Annotated in this window: 21 protein-coding genes; 16 read left to right on the top strand and 5 right to left on the bottom strand. The window is 42.5% G+C overall.

The features are described from left to right. The 11 genes from Q0110_RS07200 (at window position 1) to thrC (ending at window position 11,890) form a co-directional block, all read left to right on the top strand. Complete coding sequence (locus Q0110_RS07200; RefSeq protein WP_297904961.1) at window positions 1-432, top strand: hypothetical protein; 432 nt, start codon at window positions 1-3, stop codon at window positions 430-432. Next, the gene (gene atpB / locus Q0110_RS07195) at window positions 410-1,459 is read left to right on the top strand and encodes a F0F1 ATP synthase subunit A (RefSeq protein ID WP_297904958.1); all 1,050 of its coding nucleotides are present in this window, start codon (window positions 410-412) and stop codon (window positions 1,457-1,459) included. The genes Q0110_RS07200 and atpB overlap by 23 nt, the downstream gene beginning before the upstream one ends. A 62-nt stretch (window positions 1,460-1,521) precedes the next feature. Next, entirely contained in the window at window positions 1,522-1,776 is a 255-nt protein-coding gene (gene atpE / locus Q0110_RS07190; protein WP_005633044.1) for an ATP synthase F0 subunit C, read from the top strand. Between the two features lie 13 nt (window positions 1,777-1,789). Further along, entirely contained in the window at window positions 1,790-2,290 is a 501-nt protein-coding gene (gene atpF, locus Q0110_RS07185; protein ID WP_297904946.1) for a F0F1 ATP synthase subunit B, read from the top strand. Window positions 2,291-2,293: 3 nt separating this feature from the next. Continuing rightward, a complete protein-coding gene (locus tag Q0110_RS07180; protein ID WP_297904943.1) occupies window positions 2,294-2,836 on the top strand; it encodes a F0F1 ATP synthase subunit delta in 543 nt (180 codons plus the stop codon). A 12-nt stretch (window positions 2,837-2,848) separates the two neighbouring features. Continuing rightward, the gene (gene atpA, locus Q0110_RS07175; RefSeq protein WP_297904934.1) at window positions 2,849-4,429 is read left to right on the top strand and encodes a F0F1 ATP synthase subunit alpha; all 1,581 of its coding nucleotides are present in this window, start codon (window positions 2,849-2,851) and stop codon (window positions 4,427-4,429) included. Window positions 4,430-4,502: 73 nt separating this feature from the next. Beyond that, window positions 4,503-5,366, top strand: a complete 864-nt coding sequence (locus Q0110_RS07170) for a F0F1 ATP synthase subunit gamma (protein WP_297904931.1) — start codon at window positions 4,503-4,505, stop codon at window positions 5,364-5,366. Window positions 5,367-5,645: 279 nt separating this feature from the next. Beyond that, window positions 5,646-6,611: a DMT family transporter gene (locus tag Q0110_RS07165; protein ID WP_297904928.1), complete on the top strand. Its 966-nt coding sequence runs from the start codon at window positions 5,646-5,648 to the stop codon at window positions 6,609-6,611. Between the two features lie 309 nt (window positions 6,612-6,920). Then, window positions 6,921-9,362 carry a bifunctional aspartate kinase/homoserine dehydrogenase I gene (thrA, locus tag Q0110_RS07160; protein ID WP_297904925.1) on the top strand — a complete coding sequence of 814 codons (2,442 nt, stop codon included), beginning with the start codon at window positions 6,921-6,923 and terminating at the stop codon, window positions 9,360-9,362. 2 nt (window positions 9,363-9,364) lie between these two features. Further along, entirely contained in the window at window positions 9,365-10,573 is a 1,209-nt protein-coding gene (locus tag Q0110_RS07155) for a cofactor-independent phosphoglycerate mutase (protein WP_297904922.1), read from the top strand. Between the two features lie 3 nt (window positions 10,574-10,576). Further along, complete coding sequence (gene thrC, locus Q0110_RS07150) at window positions 10,577-11,890, top strand: threonine synthase (protein WP_297904919.1); 1,314 nt, start codon at window positions 10,577-10,579, stop codon at window positions 11,888-11,890. A 104-nt stretch (window positions 11,891-11,994) separates the two neighbouring features. Here thrC and Q0110_RS07145 read toward each other — a convergent pair whose 3' ends face one another. Together Q0110_RS07145 and Q0110_RS07140 are read right to left on the bottom strand one after the other, a co-directional pair. Beyond that, window positions 11,995-12,435: a DUF695 domain-containing protein gene (locus Q0110_RS07145; protein WP_297904916.1), complete on the bottom strand. Its 441-nt coding sequence runs from the start codon at window positions 12,433-12,435 to the stop codon at window positions 11,995-11,997. Between the two features lie 110 nt (window positions 12,436-12,545). Next, window positions 12,546-13,028 carry a ferritin gene (locus Q0110_RS07140; RefSeq protein ID WP_297904913.1) on the bottom strand — a complete coding sequence of 161 codons (483 nt, stop codon included), beginning with the start codon at window positions 13,026-13,028 and terminating at the stop codon, window positions 12,546-12,548. A gap of 154 nt (window positions 13,029-13,182) precedes the next feature. Here Q0110_RS07140 and Q0110_RS07135 point away from each other — a divergent pair, with 154 nt between their 5' ends. Then, window positions 13,183-13,683 carry a methylated-DNA--[protein]-cysteine S-methyltransferase gene (locus Q0110_RS07135; RefSeq protein WP_297904910.1) on the top strand — a complete coding sequence of 167 codons (501 nt, stop codon included), beginning with the start codon at window positions 13,183-13,185 and terminating at the stop codon, window positions 13,681-13,683. On the opposite strand, the gene Q0110_RS07130 is transcribed toward Q0110_RS07135, so the two are convergent. The 3 genes from Q0110_RS07130 to Q0110_RS07120 all read right to left on the bottom strand — a co-directional run bounded on the left by Q0110_RS07130 (window position 13,680) and on the right by Q0110_RS07120 (window position 16,142). Then, entirely contained in the window at window positions 13,680-14,153 is a 474-nt protein-coding gene (locus tag Q0110_RS07130; RefSeq protein WP_297904907.1) for a GNAT family N-acetyltransferase, read from the bottom strand. The genes Q0110_RS07135 and Q0110_RS07130 overlap by 4 nt on opposite strands. A gap of 76 nt (window positions 14,154-14,229) precedes the next feature. Next, window positions 14,230-15,174: a transporter gene (locus tag Q0110_RS07125; RefSeq protein ID WP_297904905.1), complete on the bottom strand. Its 945-nt coding sequence runs from the start codon at window positions 15,172-15,174 to the stop codon at window positions 14,230-14,232. Between the two features lie 80 nt (window positions 15,175-15,254). Then, window positions 15,255-16,142 (bottom strand): AraC family transcriptional regulator, encoded by an 888-nt coding sequence (locus Q0110_RS07120; RefSeq protein WP_297904902.1) that lies wholly within the window; start codon window positions 16,140-16,142, stop codon window positions 15,255-15,257. Window positions 16,143-16,343: 201 nt separating this feature from the next. Here Q0110_RS07120 and Q0110_RS07115 point away from each other — a divergent pair, with 201 nt between their 5' ends. The 4 genes from Q0110_RS07115 to Q0110_RS07100 all read left to right on the top strand — a co-directional run bounded on the left by Q0110_RS07115 (window position 16,344) and on the right by Q0110_RS07100 (window position 26,071). Further along, window positions 16,344-17,768 (top strand): L-fucose/L-arabinose isomerase family protein, encoded by a 1,425-nt coding sequence (locus tag Q0110_RS07115; RefSeq protein ID WP_297904899.1) that lies wholly within the window; start codon window positions 16,344-16,346, stop codon window positions 17,766-17,768. Between the two features lie 398 nt (window positions 17,769-18,166). Next, entirely contained in the window at window positions 18,167-21,316 is a 3,150-nt protein-coding gene (locus Q0110_RS07110) for a TonB-dependent receptor (protein WP_297904896.1), read from the top strand. A gap of 14 nt (window positions 21,317-21,330) precedes the next feature. Then, entirely contained in the window at window positions 21,331-22,890 is a 1,560-nt protein-coding gene (locus Q0110_RS07105) for a RagB/SusD family nutrient uptake outer membrane protein (RefSeq protein WP_297904893.1), read from the top strand. 67 nt (window positions 22,891-22,957) lie between these two features. Continuing rightward, complete coding sequence (locus Q0110_RS07100; protein WP_297904890.1) at window positions 22,958-26,071, top strand: glycosyl hydrolase; 3,114 nt, start codon at window positions 22,958-22,960, stop codon at window positions 26,069-26,071. Window positions 26,072-26,132: the final 61 nt, after the last annotated feature.

Here is a 26,132-nt window from a genome sequence, read left to right as displayed (position 1 = left end):
ATGAATGGCAGATTAAAAATGAGGTTAATGGGGTTGATCACGTTTATCAACGTGGTAATAGGTGTTTCATTAGGTGGTTTATTATACACCATCTGGCCAGAACACTATTTTGCGTGGTATCCGTCCATACCCTTCTTTTACTGGATTATGGCAATGGCAATGACTTTTTTCCTAGATCGGGTAAAAAGGAAAAAAGGGGATGTGACCGTAACCATGTACATGTTGGTCCGGTTCTGTAAGTTCACGCTCGCTTTCGCTTTCCTTTGGATATATGCGGCACTTGTCGGGCAACACTTAAAGACATTCGGTTTCACGTTGATGTTATTCTATTTCATTTACCTCGGGCTGGAGACTTATACCTTATATCTGTTTGAAAAGAAAAGAATGAAAAGAGAGAAAAGGGAAAAGGATGATGAGAACAATCAAAAGTAACAAATACATATGGATCGCATTCTGGATGTGGCTCTATTTTCTCACGCCAGCAAAAGCGGCATCCGGTGAGGTAGACGTACAAGATATCGTCTTCTCCCACATTCAAGATGCCTACACGTGGCATATCACGGAATGGAACGGACAAGAGATCGCAATTCCTCTGCCTATCTTAGTGAAGAGCGAGGAAAGAGGATGGGATCTATTCTTGTCGTCTCACTTGCATCAAGGCCGGACGCATCATAATTACTACATCGCTGAAGATGGTGAGCATGCAGGAAAGGTCGTCGAGAAAAATAGCGCAGGAGAAGAAGTACGTCCGATGGATTTCTCTTTGACCAAGAATGTTTGCGGACTGTTCCTTAATTGCAGTATCTTGCTTTTCATAGTCCTCCGGGCTGCCCGTTGGTACAAAAAGCATCCTAACGAGGCTCCAGGCGGGTTCATTGGATTGATGGAAATGGTTATTTCCTACATACAGGATGGTGTGATCAAAGAGGCGATCGGAAAAGAATATAGACCGTTTTCGTCTTATTTGTTGACGGTATTTTTCTTTATCTTGATCAATAACCTAATCGGGATTATCCCTATATTTCCCGGAGGTGCCAACATTACAGGAAATATAGCAGTGACAGGTGTATTGGCTCTTTGCACTTTCATAGCGGTCAATCTGTTCGCCACGAAAGAGTATTGGAAAGACATCTTCTGGCCCAAAGCGCCAATCTACCTAAAACTGCCGTTACCGATCATGCCATTCGTGGAATTTTTCGGGGTATTCACAAAGCCGTTTGCGTTGATGATCCGTCTGTTCGCCAATATCATGGCGGGCCACACGATTATTCTGGCACTTACCTGCCTGATATTCATAACAGTGACGATGGGAGCAGCCGTAAATTTCGGAATGACAATCGTATCCGTCTTGTTCTGTGCATTCATGAACTGCCTAGAACTGTTGGTGGCTTGCTTGCAAGCTTATATTTTCACCCTGTTGTCTGCCAATTATATCGGGCTAGCCAAGGTGAGGGAGTAAATCTAAAAAATTCAAGGTATTAGAATCATATTATCAAGGTTATTAATTTAAAATTAAACAGTATGTTATCGACTATTTTATTACAAGCGGCAGCCGGAATGGGCATAGCTAAGATGGGAGCGACTATAGGTGCGGGATTCGCCGCGATAGGCGCAGGTATCGGAATCGGATTGATCGGTAAAGGTGCCGTTGAAGCCATAGGACGCCAGCCGTCAGCCGCAGGAGAGATCCGTACCTCAATGTTGATTATGGGAGCGTTGGTAGAAGGTGTGGCATTGTTCGCAATTGTCGTATGTTTCTTGGCGTTGTTCCAATAAAAAGTAACAAACTATGTCCTTATTAACACCGGATTCAGGGCTTCTATTCTGGATGATCATCTCATTCGGGATTGTCTTCGTGATCCTTTCCAAATACGGTTTTCCCGTGATTGTCAAAGCGATCGAGCAGCGAAAAGCATTCATCGACAATTCCTTGGAGACCGCTCGGCAGGCGAATGAGCAACTTGCCAATATCCAGGCCGAAGGCGAGAAGATATTAGCCGAAGCCAAGGAAAAGCAAAACATGATCATGAAGGAGGCCTTTGCCGAAAAAGAGCGGATTATCGAGGAGGCACGGCAAAAAGCCACCTCTGAGGCACATCTGCAGATAGAAGAGGCTACCCGGCGTATCCGCGAAGAGAAAGAGAAAGCCATTCGCGAAGTCCGCTCGGAGATAGCGGATCTGTCTATCGCTATAGCAGAGAAAGTAATGAAAGAGAAAATCGGCCGGGATAATGGACAGCAACAGATTATCGACCGGCTGCTGGATGAGGTATCGTTTAGTAAATCGTAAGGTATGGATATAGGAACTATTTCTTCCCGGTATGCCAAAGCGCTTTTTTCCCTTGCGAAAGACAAGGGGCAGGAAAGCCGGGTATATGACGATATGAAGATGCTGGCAGACAGCTTCTCGATGGAACCGGAACTAAAGGGGGCTTTAAATAACCCGATCGTTTCCATTCCGGAAAAAGTGAAGTTGCTTACGGCGGCGGGAGGTATTGAGGTATGCGAGCTATATTCTCGTTTCATCGATTTGGTATTACGCCATAAACGGGAAACGTTGTTGCCCTTCATCGCTTACATTTATATCCATTTGTACCGGAAAGACAAAAAGATTACCCGGGTACGATTCGATACGGCTGTACCGGTAGACGCAGAGATCAAGTCTCACCTGCAAGACAAGTTGCGGAAAGAAACGGGATGCACGATCGAGTTCTCCGGCCATGTGGAACCGGAACTGATCGGAGGATTCCGCCTGCGTATCGGTAATTATCGGATAGATGCCAGCTATGCGACGCAATTGCGGGATATACGGACCGGGCTACTCGAAAACAGATAAAAAAGAAGAAGTATGACAGAACAGATAAAAGTGAGTGAAGTTTCCTCCATCCTGCGCCAACAATTGGAAGGGATCAATACCAGTATCAAACTGGAAGAGGTCGGGACCGTATTGCAGGTGAGTGATGGCGTAGCCCGCATCTACGGGCTGGATAACGCAGAAGCAAACGAATTGCTTCAATTCGATAACGGGATGGAAGCTATCGTGATGAACTTGGAGGAGGATAATGTCGGAGCCGTCCTTCTAGGGCCAACCGACCAAATAAAAGAAGGCGATACCGTAAAACGCACGGGCCGTATAGCCTCTATTGATGTCAGTGAGGGAATGATCGGTCGTGTAATCGATCCGTTGGGAAACCCGATCGACGGTAAAGGCGATATCCTTGGCGAGACTTGCGAGATGCCACTAGAGCGTAAAGCCCCTGGTGTGATTTTCCGTCAGCCGGTGAACGAGCCTTTGCAGACTGGTATCAAGGCTGTAGATGCGATGATCCCTATCGGAAGAGGACAGCGTGAGCTGATCATCGGTGACCGACAAACCGGAAAGACCTCAATCGCTATTGATACGATCATCAATCAGCGCAGTAGCTACGAGGCAGGTAATCCAGTTTACTGTATTTACGTGGCGATCGGACAAAAAGGCTCTACAGTAGCGGCTTTGGTGAATACCTTGCAGGAGAAAGGAGCCATGGATTATACAATTGTCGTAAGTGCGACTGCCTCCGACCCTGCGGCCATGCAATATTTCGCTCCCTTCGCCGGAGCAGCCATCGGAGAGTACTTCCGCGACAGCGGACGCCATGCCTTGGTGGTTTACGATGATCTGTCTAAGCAGGCTGTAGCCTACCGTGAGGTTTCCTTGATCTTGCGCCGTCCTTCCGGACGCGAGGCGTATCCGGGTGATATTTTCTACCTGCACTCTCGCCTATTGGAACGTGCCGCCAAGATCATCAACCAGCCGGAAGTAGCCCGTGAGATGAACGATCTTCCCGAAAGTATGAAAGACAAGGTGAAAGGAGGTGGTTCCTTGACCGCATTGCCAATCATCGAGACACAAGCGGGAGACGTATCAGCTTATATCCCGACAAACGTAATCTCTATCACTGACGGACAGATATTCCTTGAGACAGATTTGTTCAACCAAGGAAACCGTCCGGCGATCAATGTCGGAATTTCCGTTTCCCGTGTAGGCGGTAATGCGCAACTGAAAGCGATGAAAAAGGTAGCGGGGACCCTGAAGATCGACCAAGCTCAATTCCGCGAACTGGAATCTTTCTCCAAATTCGGAGGAGAGATGGATGCCGTCACCGCTTTCACGATCGACAAGGGACAGAAAAATACCCAGTTATTGATACAGCCTCAATACAGCCCGATGCCGGTAGAGGAGCAAATCGCAATCCTTTATTGCGGAACACAGGGTTTGTTGAAAGAGGTCCCATTAGACAAGGTACACGAATTTGAGGCAATGTTTTTGCAAGAATTACGAACCTCTCACCAGCGGGACGTATTGGATGTATTAAAGACCGGTGTCATCAATGATGAGATACGGAGTATATTAGAAAAAACAGCGAAGCAGTTGACTGTTGCCAAATAATAGTTGGCAGTTGCTTCGCATCTGTTGTATCAACTATTACTTATCAACATCAAACTGTCAACTAAACAAGATTATGGCCTCATTGAAAGAAATAAAAGTTCGGATCGCCTCAATACGGAGCACGCAAAAGATTACCGCCGCCATGAAAATGGTTTCCTCGGCTAAGCTTCATCATGCCCAGGCACAAACCGAGCATACACTCACATACGCAAATAAGCTGTCCGCAATCTTAAACGGTCTTCTTTCAGCAGAATGCGACCTAGACTCACCTTACACTGAGCAACGTAAGGTGGGTAAGGTAGCTATCGCCGTATTCTCATCAAGCGCAGGCTTATGTGGAGCGTTCAATGCCAACATCTGGAAAGAACTGTCTGCTAAACTCCAGACTTATAAGGATCAGCAAATAGAGGCATGCCTCTACCCTATCGGGAAAAAAATAGCGGACGAGCTTCATAAGGCGGGTTATCGCTTCGACGCAAGTTTTGTCACGATCGGCGAAAAACCATCTTATAAAAGTGCCGTATCTTTAGCGAACTGCCTTATGGAATTATTTACCACGGGCAAAGTAGATCGGGTAGAATTACTTTACCACCATTTCAAGAATACAGCTACCCAAATCGTAACCCATAAAACGTATCTTCCTCTCTCCCTCTCGGAGGCAGAAACTAGCGTTACGGCCACCAATTATATCCTTGAACCTTCACCTGAAGAATTGCGTAACCAGCTTTTTCCGAAATTGCTTAATTTGGCTGTTTATACTACCTTGCTCGATACCTCGACTGCCGAGCATGCCGCCCGTATGATGGCCATGCAGACCGCAAACGACAACGCAAACGATTTAATCCAGCAACTAACCCTACAATATAATAAAACCCGCCAGCAAGCCATCACTAATGAATTGCTAGATATCATGGGAGGAGCGGCTGTTTCATCTTGACGGGAGGAAACGTTCATATATAATGCAGCTGTCTATAAAGATGCAAAATATATCAATGAGTGATACCTGAATATATTTAGATTAAACACAAGATTAATCTGAGTATATTCAGGTGTATTCATCTCTACAAATTATACGATCATTCTTTTTCAGTGGGATTCTATGAAAATTGGAGTTGTTACCTTAGAAACCAATACTTATATTTTTGATTTACAAAAAAAAGTAGGAACTTTGCCTACTTGAAAACAAGTCTGCACATATAATCAGAAGATCGTTCTTATGATGAACCAAGAAAAGTTAAAAGGGCATCTTCTTATATTAACGGCAAACATCCTGTTTGCCATTAATATGCCCGTATCCAAATATCTACTCCCCGAACATGTACATCCTGAAGCGTTAACATGTATGCGGATGAGTTTCGCTTGTGTGATGTTCTGGATCACCTCCATGTTCGTACCCTACGAAAAAGTACCGCTGAAAGACTTGGGGCTTCTATGCCTCTGTGCCCTTTGCGGGGTGGGTTTGAACCAGGGGTTGTTTATCTGGGGATTAAATACTACATCTCCGGTAGACGCTTCCATTATCGCTACAGCCGTCCCTATCTTTGTCATGATCCTTGCAGCTTTGATTCTGAAAGAACCTATCACACGGATGAAAACGTTCGGTGTACTATTCGGTGTATCCGGAGCGGTTTCCTTAATACTCCAATCCGCACAAGGTTCTAGTCAAGCAAGTAGTCTGGGAGGAAATCTACTGATTACGATAAGCGGATTCATGTACTCAATCTATCTGGTAGTATCCAAACCGCTAACACTCAAGTACTCATCCGTCACAATGATGAAATGGATGTTCTTGTTCTCTACGTTGATCACTTTACCTTTCGCCATCGAATCCATATGGAACACACCGGCCTTTCATAAGGAAATCTTCGATACCCAAGAACTAGGTGCCATATTCTTCGTATTATTCGGGGCTACATTCGTACCTTATTTATTAATACCGCCAGCCTTGAAGCGAATCCGTCCGACCACCGTCAGCATGTATAATTATATCCAGCCGGTCGTAGCCTCCTTTATCGCCGTATTGATTGGTCAAGATAGCTTTAGCGTAACAAAATTATTATCGGCCGCACTTATCTTTTCCGGAGTCTATTTAGTGACCCAAAGCAAGAGTAGAGCAGACCTTGAGCAACAAAATAGTCAATCTTTTGACAAAAACGCTTGCAATATGAAAAATAATGCGTAATATTGCCCCTCATAATATAAAAGAATAAGAATAAGTACAAGACAAAGTCAATGATGAGTATAGAATCCTCATATTATACCTGGGCATTGATGACCCCTTGGGGGGTTAGAATGTAACACTTCAATTCGGTTGACAGTTGACAATAAACAATGGGCAGCTTATTGTCATACGTGGAAGTCAACTATCACTACCTATAAAAATCCTTTTTAAATTATCTCTTAAATAATAAACCCAAGTTGACCGGTTTATAATGAGTATTTACCCAAGGTAACTGTCAATTATCAACTGTCAACTGTCAACTATAAAAAGATGAAAGTATTAAAATTCGGCGGAACGTCCGTAGGTTCCGTGAATAGTATCTTAAGTGTAAAGAAAATAGTAGAGGCTATTGAAGAGCCCGTAATCGTTGTTGTCTCTGCCTTAGGGGGTATCACCGACAAATTACTGGCCACCTCTACCATGGCTTCCAAGGGTAATCTCGCCTACGAGAAAGAATTATCGGAAATCATCGCCCGCCATCTAGACGTAATCGAGGGAGTGATTGAGGATAAAGAGATACGCATGGACATCCAGAAGAAAGTGATGGCCTTGCTGGATGAATTGAGCAATATTTTCAAAGGTGTTTATTTGATCAATGATCTATCAGCCAAGACATCCGACACAATCGTAAGTTATGGCGAGCGTCTATCTTCTTTGATCGTATCGAATGTGATCAAGGATGCTAAATTGTTCGACTCTCGCAAATTTATCAAGACAGTCAAGCAATTCAACAAACATATCGTGGATTTCGACTTGACCAACAAGCTAATAAAAGAGACTTTTTCGCCGCTACCTAAGGTGTCCTTAGTTCCCGGATTTATCTCTTCCAGTACAGAAACCGGAGAGGTCACGAATCTTGGACGGGGAGGTTCGGATTATACTGCATCTATCTTGGCGACAGCCCTCGACGCTTCTGTCTTAGAGATCTGGACGGACGTGGATGGTTTTATGACCGCTGATCCCCGCGTGATCAGCTCCGCCTACGTGATCGACCGGCTTACTTTCACGGAGGCAATGGAGTTATGTAACTTCGGGGCGAAAGTAATTTACCCGCCGACTATCTATCCGGTTTATCATAAGAATATCCCGATCCGTATCTTGAATACTTTCAATCCTACCGCTCCCGGAACCTATATCTCAAAAGACCGGGTGAAAGATGAAGGTAAGGCGATCATCAAAGGTATCTCCTCAATCAACGACACTTGCCTGATCACGGTACAGGGTTTAGGTATGGTAGGCGTGATTGGCGTGAACTACCGGATCTTTAAGACGCTCGCTAAGAATGGTATCAGCGTATTCATGGTATCACAGGCCAGTTCTGAGAACAACACGACTTTCGCCGTGCGTAACGCCGACGCTGATTTGGCCGTGCAAGTATTGAATGATGAGTTCGCTTTGGAACGTGCGCAAGGTGATATGAACGATACCGTAGCGGAGAAAGATTTGGCTACTGTCGCTATCGTAGGCGAGAATATGAAACGTACCCCAGGTATCGCCGGTAAGCTCTTTGGCACGTTGGGACGTGCGGGTATCAGCGTGATCGCTTGCGCCCAAGGTGCTTCCGAGACGAATATCTCTTTCGTTATCAAGCATAAATATCTTCGCAAGGCATTGAACTCCATTCATGATTCTTTTTTCTTGTCCGAATATAAAGTATTGAACCTTTTTATCGCCGGTGTAGGAACGGTGGGTGGTAATTTATTGGAGCAAATACGTATCCAGCAGCCAAAACTGATGCAACAAAACGGCCTGAAACTAAATGTCGTAGGTATCTCAAACTCCAAGAAAGCCATTTTCTGCAGGGAAGGGATCAATCTCGACAATTATCTGGACGAACTGAAGAAGAACGGGGAAGAAAGTAACCCGAAGCACCTGTGCGAAGAGATCGTAAAGATGAATATCTTCAACTCCGTATTTGTGGATTGCACGGCAAGCCCAGACGTGGCAGATCTTTACGAGACGTTGATGAACAACAACGTATCCGTCGTGGCTGCCAACAAAGAAGCAGCCTCTTCCTCATACGATAATTATATCACGCTGAAGGAGACCGCCCGCCACCGAGACATCAAGTTCTTGTTCGAGACGAATGTAGGCGCCGGTCTCCCGATTATCAATACGATGAACGACTTGATCAACAGCGGTGACCATATATTGAAACTCGAAGCCGTACTTTCCGGTACGCTGAATTATATCTTCAACACGATCAGTGCCGATATTCCCTTCAGTGAGGCGATCCATATGGCGAAGGAGGCAGGATATGCCGAGCCGGACCCACGTATAGACCTCAGCGGCAAAGACGTAATCCGCAAGTTGGTCATCCTAGCCCGCGAAGCCGGTTACCCGGTGGAACAAGCCGATGTAAAACGCAATTTATTCATCCCTGAAAAATATTTCGAAGGTTCCCTCGAGGATTTCTGGAAGAATATCAAGGATACGGATGCCGGTTTCGAAGAGAAACGCCAACGATTGGAAGCGGAAGGCAAACGTTTCCGTTTCGTGGCAAAAATGGAGAATGGTGCTTGCGAGGTCGGCTTACAGGCCGTAGACAGCCATCATCCGTTCTACGAACTGGAGGGTAGCAACAACATCATCATGATCTCCACTGAAAGATATCATGAATATCCAATGATCATCAAAGGATATGGTGCCGGAGCCGATGTAACGGCCGCAGGCGTATTCGCCGACATCATATCCATTGCTAATATTCGATAGGTATGAAACACATTATCATTTTAGGTGATGGAATGGCCGACGAGCCGATAGAGGCTCTGGGAGGCAAGACCCCAATGCAGTATGCCAAGACTCCTTATATGGATAAACTGGCAGAACTGGGAGTGACAGGGAGAATGAAGACTGTGGCAGATGGTTTCCATCCCGGTAGCGAGGTTGCTAACATGGCGGTACTAGGGTACGATTTACCAACCGTGTACGAGGGACGAGGTGTATTGGAAGCCGCCAGCATAGGTGTCGCCCTACAATCCGGTGAAATGGCGATGCGCTGTAACTTAATCTGCGTAGAAGGTGATATCTTGAAGAATCACTCTTCCGGCCATATCTCCACGGAGGAAGCGGACGAGTTGATCCAATGCCTAAACGAGCGATTAGGCTCCGACCGTATCAAGTTCTATACGGGAGTCTCCTACCGCCATTTATTGGTAATTAAAGGAGGTGATAAACGGTTGGATTGTACGCCACCGCACGACGTTCCCCTCCATCCTTTCCGGCCTTTAATGATAAAACCGGAAGTTCCGGAAGCACAAGAGACCGCTAACTTATTAAATGAATTAATCCTCAAATCGCAAGAGATCTTAAAGGATCACCCGGTGAATCTCAAACGTATGGCAGTAGGGAAAGATCCGGCAAACAGTATCTGGCCTTGGTCTCCAGGTTACCGTCCGGCCATGCAGACGATGCAAGAAATGTATGGCTTCGGGAAAGGTTCCGTGATCTCAGCCGTCGATCTCATCCGGGGAATCGGTGTTTACGCCGGTCTCGAGGTGCTTCACGTAGAGGGTGCTACCGGATTATATGATACAAACTATGAGGGAAAAGCATATGCTGCTCTTGAAGCCCTCAAAACAAGCAATTTCGTTTACCTACACATCGAGGCTAGCGACGAGGCTGGGCATGAAGGAGACGTAGACTTGAAAGTTAAGACAATAGAGTATCTGGACAACCGTGCCGTACGTATCATCTACGAGGAAACGCAAAAATGGACCGAGCCGGTAGCGATCGCCATCCTTCCGGACCACCCTACTCCTTGCGCTATACGTACGCATACGAATACCCCGGTTCCTTTCCTGATTTACAAACCGGGAGAGCAGCCCGATCCCGTTACCACATTTGATGAATTCTCCGTAGTAAACGGCAAATATGGCATACTGGAAAAAGATCAATTTATTAAAGAATTTCTAAAAGATTAAACCATGAAATATTACAGCACAAACAAACAAGCCCCTGTTGCTAGCCTGGAAGAGGCTGTCGTAAAAGGCTTGGCCGGCGATAAGGGCTTATATATGCCCGAGTATATCGACTCCTTGGACGAGGAGGTGATAGCCAATATGAAGAACCAATCCTTTCACGAGATCGCCTGTACGGTGGCACGGATGTTTTTCGGGGAAGACATTGAACCGGAAGTACTAGACAGTATCGTAAAAGATACGCTTTCTTTCGAAACCCCGGTGGTATCGGTGAAGGATAATATCTATAGCCTTGAATTATTTCACGGACCTACACTGGCTTTCAAGGATGTAGGAGGCCGTTTCATGGCTCGCCTGCTCGGTTATTTCATAAAGAAAGAGGGGTTGAAACAGGTAAACGTTTTGGTCGCTACTTCCGGTGATACGGGAAGCGCTGTCGCCAATGGCTTCCTAGGGGTTCCGGGCATTCACGTGTATGTGCTTTATCCCAAGGGAAAGGTCAGCCCGATCCAAGAATGCCAGTTCACGACATTAGGACAGAACATCACGGCATTGGAGATAGACGGAACATTCGATGATTGCCAGGCATTGGTTAAATCTGCCTTTATGGACGAAGAATTAAACCGTCATATGAAACTGACCTCGGCTAACTCTATCAATGTAGCCCGTTTTTTGCCCCAATCATTCTATTATTTCAACGCTTATGCTCAACTGGATAAACTGGGAAAAGCGGACGAGCTAGTCGTTTGTGTACCGAGTGGTAATTTCGGAAATATCACCGCTGGATTGTTCGCCTATTGGATGGGGCTCCCTATCAAGCGTTTCGTAGCGGCCAACAACCGTAACGATGTATTCCTGGAATATCTGAATACAGGAACTTATACGCCCCGCCCATCAGTCGCTACCCTAGCAAACGCCATGGACGTAGGCAATCCGAGTAATTTCGCTCGTATCATCGAACTATTCAGCGCATTTGATGATCCCCATAAAGAAATATGCAAACTGATCACCGGACATCGTTATACAGACGAGGAAATCGCCTCTACGATGCGAGCGGTTTATAAAGAAACGGGATATATCCTCGACCCACATGGAGCCTGTGGCTATCAAGGATTAATAGACAGCAATTTAAGCGAGACCGAGACGGGTTTGTTCCTAGAGACTGCCCATCCCGCTAAATTCAAAGGGGCTGTCGATAAGATATTAGAGGCCAACATCGAGATCCCGGCGAAACTGAAGGCTTTCATGGAAGGTACAAAGCAAAGTATTGGCTTGGCAAAAGATTTCGAGGGATTCAAATCATTCTTGATGGGCAGGTAAAAGCACGTATATAGGCATCACCTCACACGTATACCGGTATAAGCCTACACCTATACTCACACAGACTTGTACCGATATACGCATAGGACAACACCAGTGAACACTCAATCTACGGCCCACTCCTTCATCTCGTACATATCCTTATATTCCTCCCAATCCGGGTCTATCTCGGTATAAATGGAAATGGGTAATAGCTCGAAAGAAGCCAAGGCTTCATTCAAGCGCTCACCGAATACACGTACGGCACGTGTGTAAAACACCCAGACTTTTTCTCCTCCTCCGGTATAGACTCCGGTCAAGATAGCCAGCTTGTCTTTCTTTTCCATCGCTTTACGGAGCGTTTCTTCCACGGCCTCCATTTTTTTACCAAGATCACAGCTAGGAAACCCTCTCCCATCTCCCTCATATTTCCAAGTGATCTCGACACGTTCCTTAAACTTTCCGGATTCGATGAACTCATTCAGTTCATCCCGCCCGTAAACGGTTATCATTTGCCCTGACTCATTCTCAGAGAGAGCCGTAAACCATGTATCGCTCAATCTCATCTTCTTATTTTTCTATATATTCTTTACTGATTTTACCAGGTAAAAATACGACAAAAAAGGCTGTATCCGGCGAAGACACAGCCTTTTTCTATTTCTCGACAGAGATTCTATTATCTCTTTCCCAGTTTATGATCCATGATACCCAGATGACACTCGCCATAATTCTTCAATTGATCCACGATTTCTTTCGCCGTAGATTCTTCTTCGACTTGCTCGCGAACGAACCAGAACAAGAAATCACGGGTAGCGTGGTCTTTATCAGCCTCGGCGATATCGACCATCTTGTCGATCAACTCGGAAACATAGCACTCATGTTTGTACACATGCTCGAATACTTCCAACGGATTTCCCCACCCTGTCGGGACCACGTTGATTTGGCCGATCGTAATATCACCACCGCGGTCTAAGGCATAGTCTATCAATTTATGAGCATGCTCCAATTCCTCCTCGGCTTGTTTCTTCATCCAATGAGCGAATCCGGAGAATCCTGCTTTCTGGAAATATACAGCCATTGACAAATACAAATTCGAAGACCACATCTCCGCATTAACCTGGGCATTGAACGCCTCTGATAAATTTTTACTTAAGATCATAATTCTATCATCGTTTAAAATGTTGAAGCATTATCCATTCACGAAATTCACGGTGCAAATATAGGGAAAAGTAGGATTCTTTATCTCATTTCACCCTTAGATATTGGCTGTTTCCGGGGAATTTTCTATCTTACGGCCATATTCGACAAAAGACATGCAGTATACCTATAAATATCAATCTCCATTGGGAGGAATAACCCTCGCCAGCGATGGCTATTCCCTGACGGGGCTGTGGTTTGACGGACAGAAATACTTCGCAGCTACCTTATCGGCCGGACATCAAGAAAGGAAACTGACGATATTCGAGCAAACCAAAGAGTGGCTGGATAGCTATTTCAAAGGAAATCCTCCGTGTGTCGCTCTTCCTATCCATCTGGACGATACCCCTTTCCGTCTTGCGGTATGGAATTTATTGAGGGAAATTCCCTATGGTGAAGTCGTGACTTACAAAGACCTCGCCAAAGAAATTGCCCGGCAAAGAGGCCTTCCTAGCATGTCTATGCAAGCGATCGGTGGGGCGGTAGGCCATAACCCGATCAGCATCATCATTCCCTGCCACCGTGTCATCGGCAGTGATGGGAGCTTGACGGGATATGCCGGAGGCATCGACAAAAAGAAAAGTTTGCTTAAGATCGAGCGAGCAAAAGGTTTTTAAACGGATTTATCTTTTGCCATTTTATAATTGGTCAGAGAAAGTTTATTGGCTCTACGTTTTTGTTCTATCTCTACCATATACCCCTTCTTTTCGAAAAAAAGGCGGGCAGTCAGGCTCACTTCCGATGTAATCCTCATAATACCATTTGCGGCAGCATATCGCTCTATCTCCTCCAAAAGTATCGTAGCGATACCTTGTCCCTGAAAATCTTTATGGACAAACATAGAATGCAAATAGCCTTGGGGCGTGATGGATACAAAACCAACAATTCGCTGGTCTGGATCGACAGCCACAATAAAGTAATGGGTATTTATCATCTTCTCCCATTTTGAGAGATCATCCCCACACGAGGCCCAATCCTCGACTTCAGCCTGTGAATAATCACGCCGATTTACCTCCAATACCGTATTTTGAAACAAAGATCTAAGTTCTACAGCATCCGTATTTAACGCAACTCTAGTAATAATCATATTTTATATATTATTTATAATATGCTAATAAGTACAAATAAAGGATATTTATAATTATCCCCCCGCTGTTTATTAATTATTCATTTTTTCTCTTTTTCCACAGTTGGTAACTATTAAAAATATTTTGCCACAGGACATAGCTTCCCGGACCAACTGACGATAAAGGGTTTAAATAGGTGTAAGACATCCAGATCGCTAATACGGTATTTTTTTGCCCTAAGGCTTGCCCGGCACTAATACGGTCATTGTATTTCGTACCGATACGTTTGCCAAAATAAAACTGCGCAGCACAGGTCATCAGACCTCCTAAAGCAATCAGGATCTCTACATAAATCTCTGCCTCGCTGTTAACCAAGGATTTCACGGTCTGTCCGGTCACGATAGCCAGAGCGACAGCCCAAAGGTAAAAGGCCATATCTCGAAGCCCCGCAAGGAAATAATGGATAGAGGGGATAAACCGTCGCAAGAATAAAGCGAGAAAAAACGGGAATAATAACAAAGGAAAAACCTTTCCCAATATCTTCAAGAATGCGGTGAAAAAAGTAATCTCGGCATGCGGTTCCACCAAGGGGAAAACCAATGGCACGACAATAGCTGCCAACAGATTTGATAATAAGGTATAAGTAGTCAGGCTAGAGGCGCTCCCACCCAACTTTCCCGTAATCACGGCAGCGGCTGTTGCTGTCGGGCAAATCAAACAGACCATCGCTCCCTCAAACACGTCTCGGTATTCCTCTCTCATCGGCAACCAGAGCAACAAGGCTGCGATTGCCAGACTGGATATCGCTTGGATAAGTAATAGCCAACCATGCCAAGGAGTAGGCATTAATTCCTTGGTAGAGATCTTACAAAAGGTCAGAAGCAACTGGGCAAAAATCAAGAATGGAGTCAGATACGCTATCAAAGTATACATAAATGGCTTTGTCGGCTCCAGAAAAGTAACATTGGCGAAAACAAAATACCCTATCGCACCCGCAAACATGGAGATAGGGAGTGTCCATGTTTTGAAGAATTTCAACATAACGCCTCTTCTTTATAATTCGGGATGCAAAATAACATCTTTCCACTGAAAGAGGCAAACAAAACATGGATTATATCATCTTATTGTTGGCTACGTTTCCTAAATTGAGAGGGAGATACGCCTTCTTTCTTGGTGAAAAAAGTAGAGAACTGAGATACTGTCTCAAAATTAAGGGCATAAGCAATCTCCGATATACTTAACCGAGATGAACTTAACAACTCTTTTGCTCTAAGATACCTAAGATGTAATTGATATTGTACGGGCGAGACTCCCGTATATGCCTTAAACGTACTCCGAAACCAAGAATAACTCACATTCAATTTACGGGCAATCTCCTCAACCGGAACTGGAGTATCTAAATTATTCTTCATGATAGCCCGAGCCTCATTTATCTTACCTGCAGCATCTGATTGCCCTAAAAAACGATTCTTTTCTTTATAATATATCTCACCCATCAAATAAAACACGATACTAGAGATAAGTTGCTGATAACCGGCTCTCTCTTCAATAGCATGAGACACGATCTCCTCATACAATCCTATGATCGTAGAACTTACGCCAATATCAAAGACAGGTTTTTCTTTTGAAAAGAATCTATTTGTGATCCAGTTTTCCATCAACTTCCCTTTGAAGCCTACCCAGTGCTCGTACCAACCATCGGCATCCGGACAATAAGTATGCCATTCTTCCGGAAACAAAAGAATCATCGTACCGGCTTTTATTCTTTGCCGCCCACATGATTGAGATTCAAAAAAACCGCTTCCCTCTGATATATACACCAACTGATACTCCATTAATACACGCCCTTTCCGTGGGCTAAAAGAATATGGCAAAGGATGCTGTTGCTTTACCGGATATATGCTATGAGGTTGAATACGTTGATAACCAGCCGTATTAACAGTCAATCCCCACTGCTCATCCAAAGAACTAACATTTAAATAGCAAATATTACTATCCGTTATCATCATATATTCATCTCCTTTTTATAATATAAATGCCGGCCAAAGATAACAAAACTCTTTGAAGAAACTATTTTTTTATATTTGTAGGATCTATCAAATTCATAAAATCTAAAATCAAATAAATAAAATTGGGAATGAACTCATATTATAAATTTGCATATCAACCTCAGTGATTAATTTTTTAACAAACTATTCAACAAGAGATCTATGGAAAATAGAAAAATAAACATCGGATTAGTAGGTGTTGGATTAAATACTTATTGGTCTCAATTTGACGGGTTATATGAAAGACTTTGCTTTTCTTTGAAAAAAATAGAAAAACATCTATATCATCCAGATATAGAAATAATCAATATAGGTATTATAGACAAGCCGGAAAATGCAAAAAATTCTGCTGATTTTTTCATAAGTAAGAATATTGAATTACTTTTTGTCTATATATCCACTTATGCCTTATCCTCCACAATACTTCCATTAGCACAACGATTAAAAGTTCCCATAATATTATTAAATCTCCAACCATCTGCTCATATTGATTACAATTACATCAACAGCCTAGGAGACCGAGGTAAAATGACGGGAGAATGGTTAGCGAACTGTCAAGCATGCTCGCTTCCAGAATATGCCTGTGTATTGAATCGGTCTGGTATAACTTATACAATAGTAACAGGACACTTAAAAGATAACATGGTTTGGGCTGAACTAAGCGAGTGGTTGGAAGCTGTTATCGCAACAGCAAAAATGAGAAATAACCGAATGGGTATCCTCGGACATTATTATTGCGGCATGCTAGATGTCTATTCAGACTTGACTTTACAATCATCTACGTTTGGAACACATATAGAATTATTGGAAATGTGCGAATTGAAATCGTATAGAGATATGGTGACCAAACAAGAAATAGAAAATAAAATAAAGGAGTTTCATGATAACTTCGAGATTGTACCCGAATGCGAGAACATGGAATTAATACGTGCGGCACAAACATCAGTGGCCCTAGACAAGTTAATCGCAACCCACCAATTAGGTTCCATGGCCTATTATTACGAAAGTTATCCTGGTAATGATTATGAGAATATAGTGACTTCAATTATCACAGGAAACACCCTATTGACAGGTAAAAACATACCAATAGCTGGAGAATGTGAAGTCAAGAATGTCCAAGCGATGAAAATACTCTCTCTTCTGAATGCGGGAGGATCTTTTTCCGAGTTTTATGCCATGGATTTTAAAGATAATGTTTTATTGTTAGGGCATGACGGCCCCGCACATTTTTCCATGGCCGAAGGGAAAGTAAAACTAGTGCCCCTCCCTGTTTACCATGGAAAGCCAGGAAAAGGACTATCTATTCAGATGACTATTAAATATGGCCCTGTCACATTATTATCTGTTTGTGAAGGAAAAGATGGATTATTTTTATTAGTAGCGGAAGGAGAATCCGTTCCAGGACCGACTTTACAAATTGGAAATACCAATAGCCGCTATCGATTCGCAAACAACATAAAAGATTTTATAAATAACTGGAGCAAAAAAGGTCCTTCACACCATTGTGCCATCGGAATAGGTCATCTAGCCGGCAAATTAGAGAAACTGGCATTTTTACTAAATATTCCCATTGTAAAGATCGTATAATCAGTAGTTCTTAAAACAACTAATAACGAGCAATAATAAGTATAAGCCTCCTCATAAATGATGTAGTTCTACTGGAACTATGTCCATATTTTTGTTCTATATCTTGTGATTCACAAAAGTCTGAAAATATTAGAGTCTATACATTAAAAAAATGATATTTTATGTTTGATAAATGATATTTTATATCCAATAAACAGTATAATTCTTATAATAAAACTTTCCCTTTATTCAATAAGCTTTTATAAATATTCCTTTTTCGACAAAGTTCCAGTAGTACTTAAAATTAATAATATATTGCCTATGAAATAAAAAAGAGACCTTTAAATCAATCTATTATAATGGTAAACAACTCACCATTAGCATTTTAACATTATTCCAGTAATTTAAACAATTAAATTATGAAAAACATCATTTTCTCAAAGAGGAAGAACTCGGGTATTCCTATGCTAAAAAATACACTTCCTATTATTTTCTTTAGTATGTTTCCTGAAATCGCCACGTTCGCAGCAACAGAACCTACAATCGTAAGTAACCTGTATGAAACAGGTGTAAACCAACAGAACAGGAAAGTCAGTGGTATCGTTCGGGGAACTAATGGAGAAGCGGCTATCGGGGCCAATGTTATCGTCAAAGGAACAACCAATGGAACAATCACCGACTTAGACGGTAGATTCTCTCTAGAGGTCCCCTCCGGAGCCATCTTACAAATATCTTATATTGGATACAACACACTAGAAATCCCTGTTGGAAATCAAACATCTATCAACATAACACTTAAGGAAGACACTAAAGCCCTAGACGAAGTCGTAGTAGTAGCCTATGGTACTCAAAAAGCACGTTCCGTAACAGGTTCCGTGAGCAAACTAGACGCAGAAAAATTATCAGATATGCCGGTTTCGCAAATCGGGGAGAAACTACAAGGAAAATTCTCTGGCGTGCAAATCAATCAGGCTAATGGAGAGCCTAACGGTGGTTTAGTTATCCGTATACGTGGTGCCGCTTCAATCAACGGAGGTAACGAGCCATTAGTCGTTATTGATGGATTTCCTACAACTTCCGGACTAGCTTCTATCAGTCCAGATGAGATAGAAAATATAACTGTGCTGAAAGATGCGGCCTCAGCCTCCTTATATGGATCTCGTGCAGCTAACGGTGTTATTCTAATCACCACAAAAAGTGCAAAAGGACTAACCGCAGGTAAACCCAACATTGATTTCAGCGCATACTTTGGAATAGATAAAGTATCAAATCAAGGACGACCAGATGTCATGAACGCACAAGAGTTCGCACAGTTCAAGAAAGAATATTACGAAGACCAAGCTCTTTACGAAGGTTATACAGGTGGAGTTCCTGAATGTTACCAGAATCCACAAGCCGTAGGCAAGGGTACAGATTGGTTTGATGTTCTCCTACAAGACGCTATCACTCAAAACTATAATCTAGGATTAAATGCGGCTGGAGGTAAATTCAAAACAGCAGTCAATATGAACTACAACGCTAAAGAAGGTGTTATACTGAACACATACTCTAACCGTTTTTCTGCTCGTTCCAATAGCATATTCGAAGCATCTGATCGTATCACATTCGGATTAAATCTTTCCGGATCCTATACGAAAGGACAACTATTGGACGGATTAGGCGGTGGACGTTACATCATCGGTTCTGCCATGTTGATGGATCCTCAGTTGAAATACAAGAATGAAGACGGTACTTATCCTATCAGCTACACACAACCAGGCATGTTCGCCAACCCGAACTATTACCTAGTGCTTACCCAACGCCAAAATCCGTCAAAGACATTCAGAGGTACAATAAACGCTTATACAGACATCAAGATTATAGATGGCTTGAAATATCGTTTAAGCGCAAACGCAGATTTATCAAACAGTTCACACTCTAGCTGGACCCCTTCAACTGCAAACGGTTCCATGTTTACCGCTCCCCCTCAGCCGGCAGTCGGAGCCTATGGCACATCTAATTATGTAAATTGGCTGTTAGAAAACACTTTGAATTACAGCAAGACAATCGCAGAAGATCATTCCATTGATGTACTATTAGGATATACCACACAAAAGAATACTCAAGAAAACGCAACGATCAACGCTTCTGATTATCCAGACGATGAGCTTTCTTGGTTTGGTACAGCCGTTACCCGTACTGGTAATTCCGACGCTCAAAAGTGGGGATCGTGGGCGATGATATCCTATCTAGGACGTTTAAACTATGATTATAAAGGGAAGTACTTGTTATCAGTCGCTTTCCGTCGCGACGGCTGTTCTAGATTCGGAACAAATGCCAAGTTCGCAAACTTCCCTTCCGTATCAGTAGGCTGGATCGCCACGGATGAAGAATTTTTGAAAAAATATGAAAAGCTGAGTTATCTAAAAATCCGCGGAAGTTATGGTACCGTAGGAAACTATAACATAGGTAATTATACACATCTAGCAACCGTCAGTACTTACAATTACGTAACAAACTCCGCAATCACCGCAGGGCGTGGCCTTTCCGGCATTGGAAATAACGAATTAACATGGGAAACGACAAAACAACTAGACCTAGGTCTTGATTTAGGTTTATTCAATGACCGTATATTCCTTGTTTACGATTATTACCGCAAGAATACGGAAGGATTACTTTACCAAGTAGACATACCTTGGTCATCCGGTTTCGAAAATATCCAGTCTAATATCGGAGAATTCCGTTTTTGGGGACACGAGATAAGCCTAGAAACAAAAAACTTGGTAGGTGAATTTAAATGGAACACTCAAATCAATATCTCTATCGACCGGAACAAAGCCATAAGATTGGGGACAAACGATACACCTATCGGGGGTAATAACAATCAAGAAGACTATAACCGTACAGCCGTTGGTAAACCCTTAGGTATGTTCTACGGATATGTATATGACGGGGTTTTCATGACCCAAGAAGAGTATGAAGCAGGTCCTAAACATGCCTCATCCATGGTGGGAACCGTACGTATGAAAGACCTGAACGGGGATAACACGATCGATATGGATGACCGAACATTCATCGGAAACCCCAACCCAGACTTCACCTTTGGTATCACGAATGAATTCTCTTGGAAAAATTTCGACGCAAGTCTATTATTAACCGGTTCCGTAGGGAATGACATTATCGACGGTACACTAGAATGGACTGAAAATATTGATGGCGTATTCAATGTGCTCAAAGGCGTAGCTAACCGCTGGCGTTCCGAAGATAACCCAGGCGATGGAGAAGTTCCTCGTACCCGAACCGGTACGACCGAGTTGTTCCGCTATACAAACTCCCGCTGGGTTTCAAACGGTTCTTACTTAAGAGTCAAAAACTTGACATTGGGCTATACCGTACCTATTAAAAAAAATGCCTATATCAAAGGATTACGGGTCTACGCAAGTGGACAGAACTTATTAACATGGACTGGCTATAACGGAATGAATCCTGAGATCAGCGGAAAGGGAGCTAGCGGTTTGTACCAAGGTGTTGACAATACAGCCTATCCGGTAGCTCGCACATTTTCTTTAGGTGTTAATGTTAAATTTTAATGAGATTAAACAACATGAAAAATATAGGATTATATACAGCTTTTGCTGCCTTATTAAGTCTCTCGTCTTGCAATGATTCTTTTTTAGATTTATATCCGGAAACAAACATTTCTTCCGAGACTTTCTTTCAAACGGCAGACCATTTCGAACAAGCCTTAATCGCATCCTATACAGGATTAAGACATATTGCCCAAGATGGGCTTTTCATGGATGAGATGCGTTCAGACAATACCTTCTATACATTTTACTCGGCAGATAGAGGTCCTTATTCCAGAACAGAAGTTATAGCCTTATTCCTTGATGACGAGTCTACGAATAACTGGATTGAAGACCGGTACAAATCTGATTATTCTTGTATAGCTCGTACCAATACAATTTTAACTCGTGTAGATGAAGCCGCACTTAGCGATGAAGAGAAACAAGCTATTAAGGCTGAAGCCTTGTTCTTGCGTGCTTATTATTATTTCGATTTAGTACAACATTGGGGAGGAGTACCTTTGGTCTTAACCGAAATATCAAATGAACTCGAGGCCTTTTCCGCTAAATCCTCAGTCGAAGAGGTTTATACACAAATCTTATCAGATGTTTCCGAAGCGATTAATTTGGGATTACCGGTAGCTTCTCAGTTTCCTCAAAGCGGAAGGGCTTCTTTAGGGGCCGCAAAAATGCTGAGAGCTTATGTCAACGCATCTAAACCAACCAGAGATTACGCCGCAGCAGAACAGGATTTGAAAGATATCACTCAAATGAACTATCAATTACTAAGCGATTACAGTGACGTATTCGAGAAGTCAAATAAAAATAATAAAGAATCCATCCTTGAGGTACAATATACAGAAGACGGTAGCACAGATCAATACACGACCATCCCTTGGAATCTTATCCCCAAATGTAGCAATAATGAATTCTTGATGGGTATCGCAGGCTCCAACTATACCGGCGACAACTATAATGGAGCGTCAGGAGGGTGGTGTGTACCGACACAAGAGATGATCCAATCTTATGAAGAAGGAGACAAACGTCTAGATGCTTCTATAGCCGTAGCGGAAGGCATGACGGATTCTGGCGAACAATTCACTTGTGAAGCAGTAAAAAGTATCGTAGGATATACGCCTACTACAGGAAAATCCTACTATTATTTCGTGAAGAAATACTATCATCCACCTTATAAGTACTCTTTACGTGCAGATGATAACTTTCCTGTATATCGCTACGCTGGCGCTTTATTACTTTTAGCCGAAGTCTTGGTCAAACAAAACAAGAACAACGAGGCTCTTCCATATATTAATCAAGTAAGGGCGAGAGCCGGACTTCCCGCATTAAGTTCTGTCACAATAGAAGATGTTATGGATGAAATGCGTCATGAGTTAGCCTTTGAGAATCATCGTTGGACAGATTTAATCCGAAATGATATGGCAATAGAGGTCATGATACAGTTTGGCGAACAAATGAAGGCTTTATATCCTTGGATTCTCCCATCTGCTTTTAATGTAACAAAAGAAAGATTGGTATACGCCTTCCCTAGACGAGAAATGGATATTAATAATTTACTAGAACAAAATCCGGGTTACTAATTCTAAATAAAACAACCATTCGTCTTGTCTATATGCCAGGACGAATGGTTTTACAGATTCAAATCATATGAACATACAGGAGATATCAAAATATTTATTATGGCTAATGACAGGTTGTCTACTGTCTTTAACTTTAGGAGGATGTCAAGAAGAAAAGAATCAAGACTTAGATAATTTCGCTTCTTTAGAAAAGCATTTTAAAAACCCTCCCTCTGAATTTAGGACCGCACCATTCGCCGTATGGAACGGAAAAGTGACGGAGACAGAGATTGACAGAATGCTACAAGAGATGAAAGATGCAGGATGTGGTGGTGTTTTCATACATCCTCGTCCCGGAATGATTTCTGAATATTTATCAGACGAATGGTTCTCTCTGTACAAACACGCAGTCGAGGTCGGTAAGAAATTAGGCATGGATGTCTGGATTTATGATGAAAACTCATATCCAAGTGGATTCGCTGGTGGACATGTCCCCGCAGAAATGCCGGAATCATATAATCAAGGACAAGGTTTGGCCCTTACAAAAGTCGATAAGCTACCCCAAGATGCCGATTCATATTATTTATGCTTCATAAAAAAAGGAGATAAATGGATAGATATAACATCGACTCTAGACTCCTACAAAGAGAGTAAAGGGAATTTTTATCTATATAAGAAAACTTATCTGCAAAAAACAGATTGGTACGGGGGATATTCTTACGTGGACTTATTAGTACCCGGAGTGACCGAAAAATTTATCGACATTACGATGGATGGATACGAGAAAAATTTGAAAAACTGTTTCGGTTCTTCAATAAAAGGCATATTCTCGGATGAACCCAATATAAGTAGCCCGGGTGGTTTACGTTGGACTCCCGATTTATTTGAGATTTTCCAACAAAAATGGGGTTATGACCTTAAACCTCTCTTGCCTTTACTCCATGAAGAAACCGGAAACTGGAAACAAGTCCGACACAATTACATGGAAACCTTACTACAACTATTCATTGATCGTTGGTCTAAGCCTTTTCACTCTTATTGTGAGCAAAATAATTTAAAATGGACCGGTCATTACTGGGAACATGGTTGGCCACAAATGAACGACGGCCCAGACAACATGGCCATGTACGTTTGGCATCAAGTCCCAGCCATCGACATGTTATTCAATCAATTTGACGAAGAGAATCCTATGGCTCAATTCGGTAATATACGAGCAGTCAAGGAACTACGTAGCGCAGCGAATCAAATGGGATATACCCGTACCCTAAGCGAGACTTATGGTGGTGGTGGTTGGGATGAGACATTCAAGGATTTCAAGCGGTTAGGAGACTGGGAATATGTACTAGGTGTCAATTTCATGAACCAGCATTTATCACACATGACATTGACTGGGGCCCGGAAATACGATTATCCCCCGGTTTTCACTTATCATTCCCCTTGGTGGAACGATTATAAAGTACTAAACGACTATTACGGTAGACTATCACTAGTATTGAGCAAGGGAATCCAGCGCAATGACATTTTAATACTGGAACCAAATTCCACGTTATGGAGTTATTATTCACATATGGGAAGCAATCCTAAACTAATGGAAATCGGGCGATCTTTCCAGAAATTCATTACTACTCTAGAAAAAGGTCAAGTCGAATACGATTTAGGCTCTGAAAACATTATAAAAGATCATGGATCTATCGTAAACGGAAAATTTATTGTCAGAAAAGCATCCTACTCGACAATTATTTTGCCTCCTATGATGGAAACATTGAATAAGCCTACATTCGATTTACTCCAAGAATTCGTCCGACAAGGAGGGAAAATAATTGCATTCTCATCTCCAACACGGATCAATGGAGCAGAAAACACAGTATTGGCCGATTTCATGAATAATAAAACAATCACCTCATTTAAATCCTTAACGAGAGAAGTGATCCAGAGCGAGTTCAAGAACTCAAATTGTCAGATCACTTTCAACGGAGGAGATCTATATCACCAACGCCGTACATTCGCCGATGGAGAATTGCTATTTCTTGTCAACTCTTCTATGGATCAGACAACCCGAGGAAATATATCCATAAAAGGGAAATCGATCGTTAAAATGGATGCTATGAGCGGGGAAATTTATACATATCCATCCCATGAAGTAAGTGGAAAATTGACAGCGGATTTCCAATTAGAGCCAGCCGAAAGCTTACTCTTATACTGTTCCAATCAAACACTGAAAAAATATCCCAAAGAACCGGCTCAAGCAGGAACAAACAAATTAGCAGCGACCGGAACACTCCAAATAAATCGCCTAAAAGATAATGCATTAAACATAGATTATTGTGATATCACGGTAAACGGACAAACCTTTAAAAACATTTATTTCGCAAAAGCAGCCGATAAGGTTTTCCAAGAACACGGCTTTCCAAATGGCAACCCTTGGAATACTTCAGTACAATACAAACGAAATATATTAAACCGGGATACTTTTAAAACAGGGGGCTTTAAAACAGTTTACCATTTCACCGTCAACGATAAATTCAATTATTCCGACATGAAACTTGTATCAGAACGTCCCGGACTATTTACCGTCAAAGTCAATGGTAATATCGTTAAACCTCAACCGGGGGAATGGTGGTTGGATCGTTCTTTCGGTGTTTATACCATTGGTAATTACGTACGACAAGGTAATAACCAAGTCGAGCTTAGTGTACAGCCAATGAGTATTTACGCTGAAATTGAACCTATTTACATTTTAGGAGATTTCTCCGTGGTACCAGAAAAAATTGGCTGGAGTATCAGTTCACCGATACCCTCTCTTACACTCGGAAGTTGGAAACAACAAAAGCAACCATTCTATTCTTGGGGAGTCAGCTACAAAAAAGAATATGAAATAAACGACACCTCAAAACCTTATGCGATACAATTGAACCATTGGAATGGTACAGTCGCAGAAGTATTTGTCAATGAGAAAAAAGCAGGTATTATAGCTTTTGACCCATACAAATTAGATATCACTCCTTATCTGAAAAAAGGCACGAATCTAATTGACGTACATGTTATCGGTAGCCATAAAAATCTATTAGGTCCGCATTATAACAATCCGGCTCCTGGATTGGCATCCCCGTGGCATTGGAAAAATATTAATAAACGAATTCCTGGAGAGGAATATCAAATGTTGGATTACGGATTAATGGAAGATTTCGATTTGGTGTATTAAAATTGCCAATAATCAAAAACCCGATAAGGTTGAGAATATTCTACCTTACCGGGTTTATTTG

This window comes from uncultured Parabacteroides sp., from assembly GCF_947855115.1.
Taxonomy (GTDB): domain Bacteria; phylum Bacteroidota; class Bacteroidia; order Bacteroidales; family Tannerellaceae; genus Parabacteroides.
This window is presented reverse-complemented; position numbering and strand designations above follow the sequence as displayed.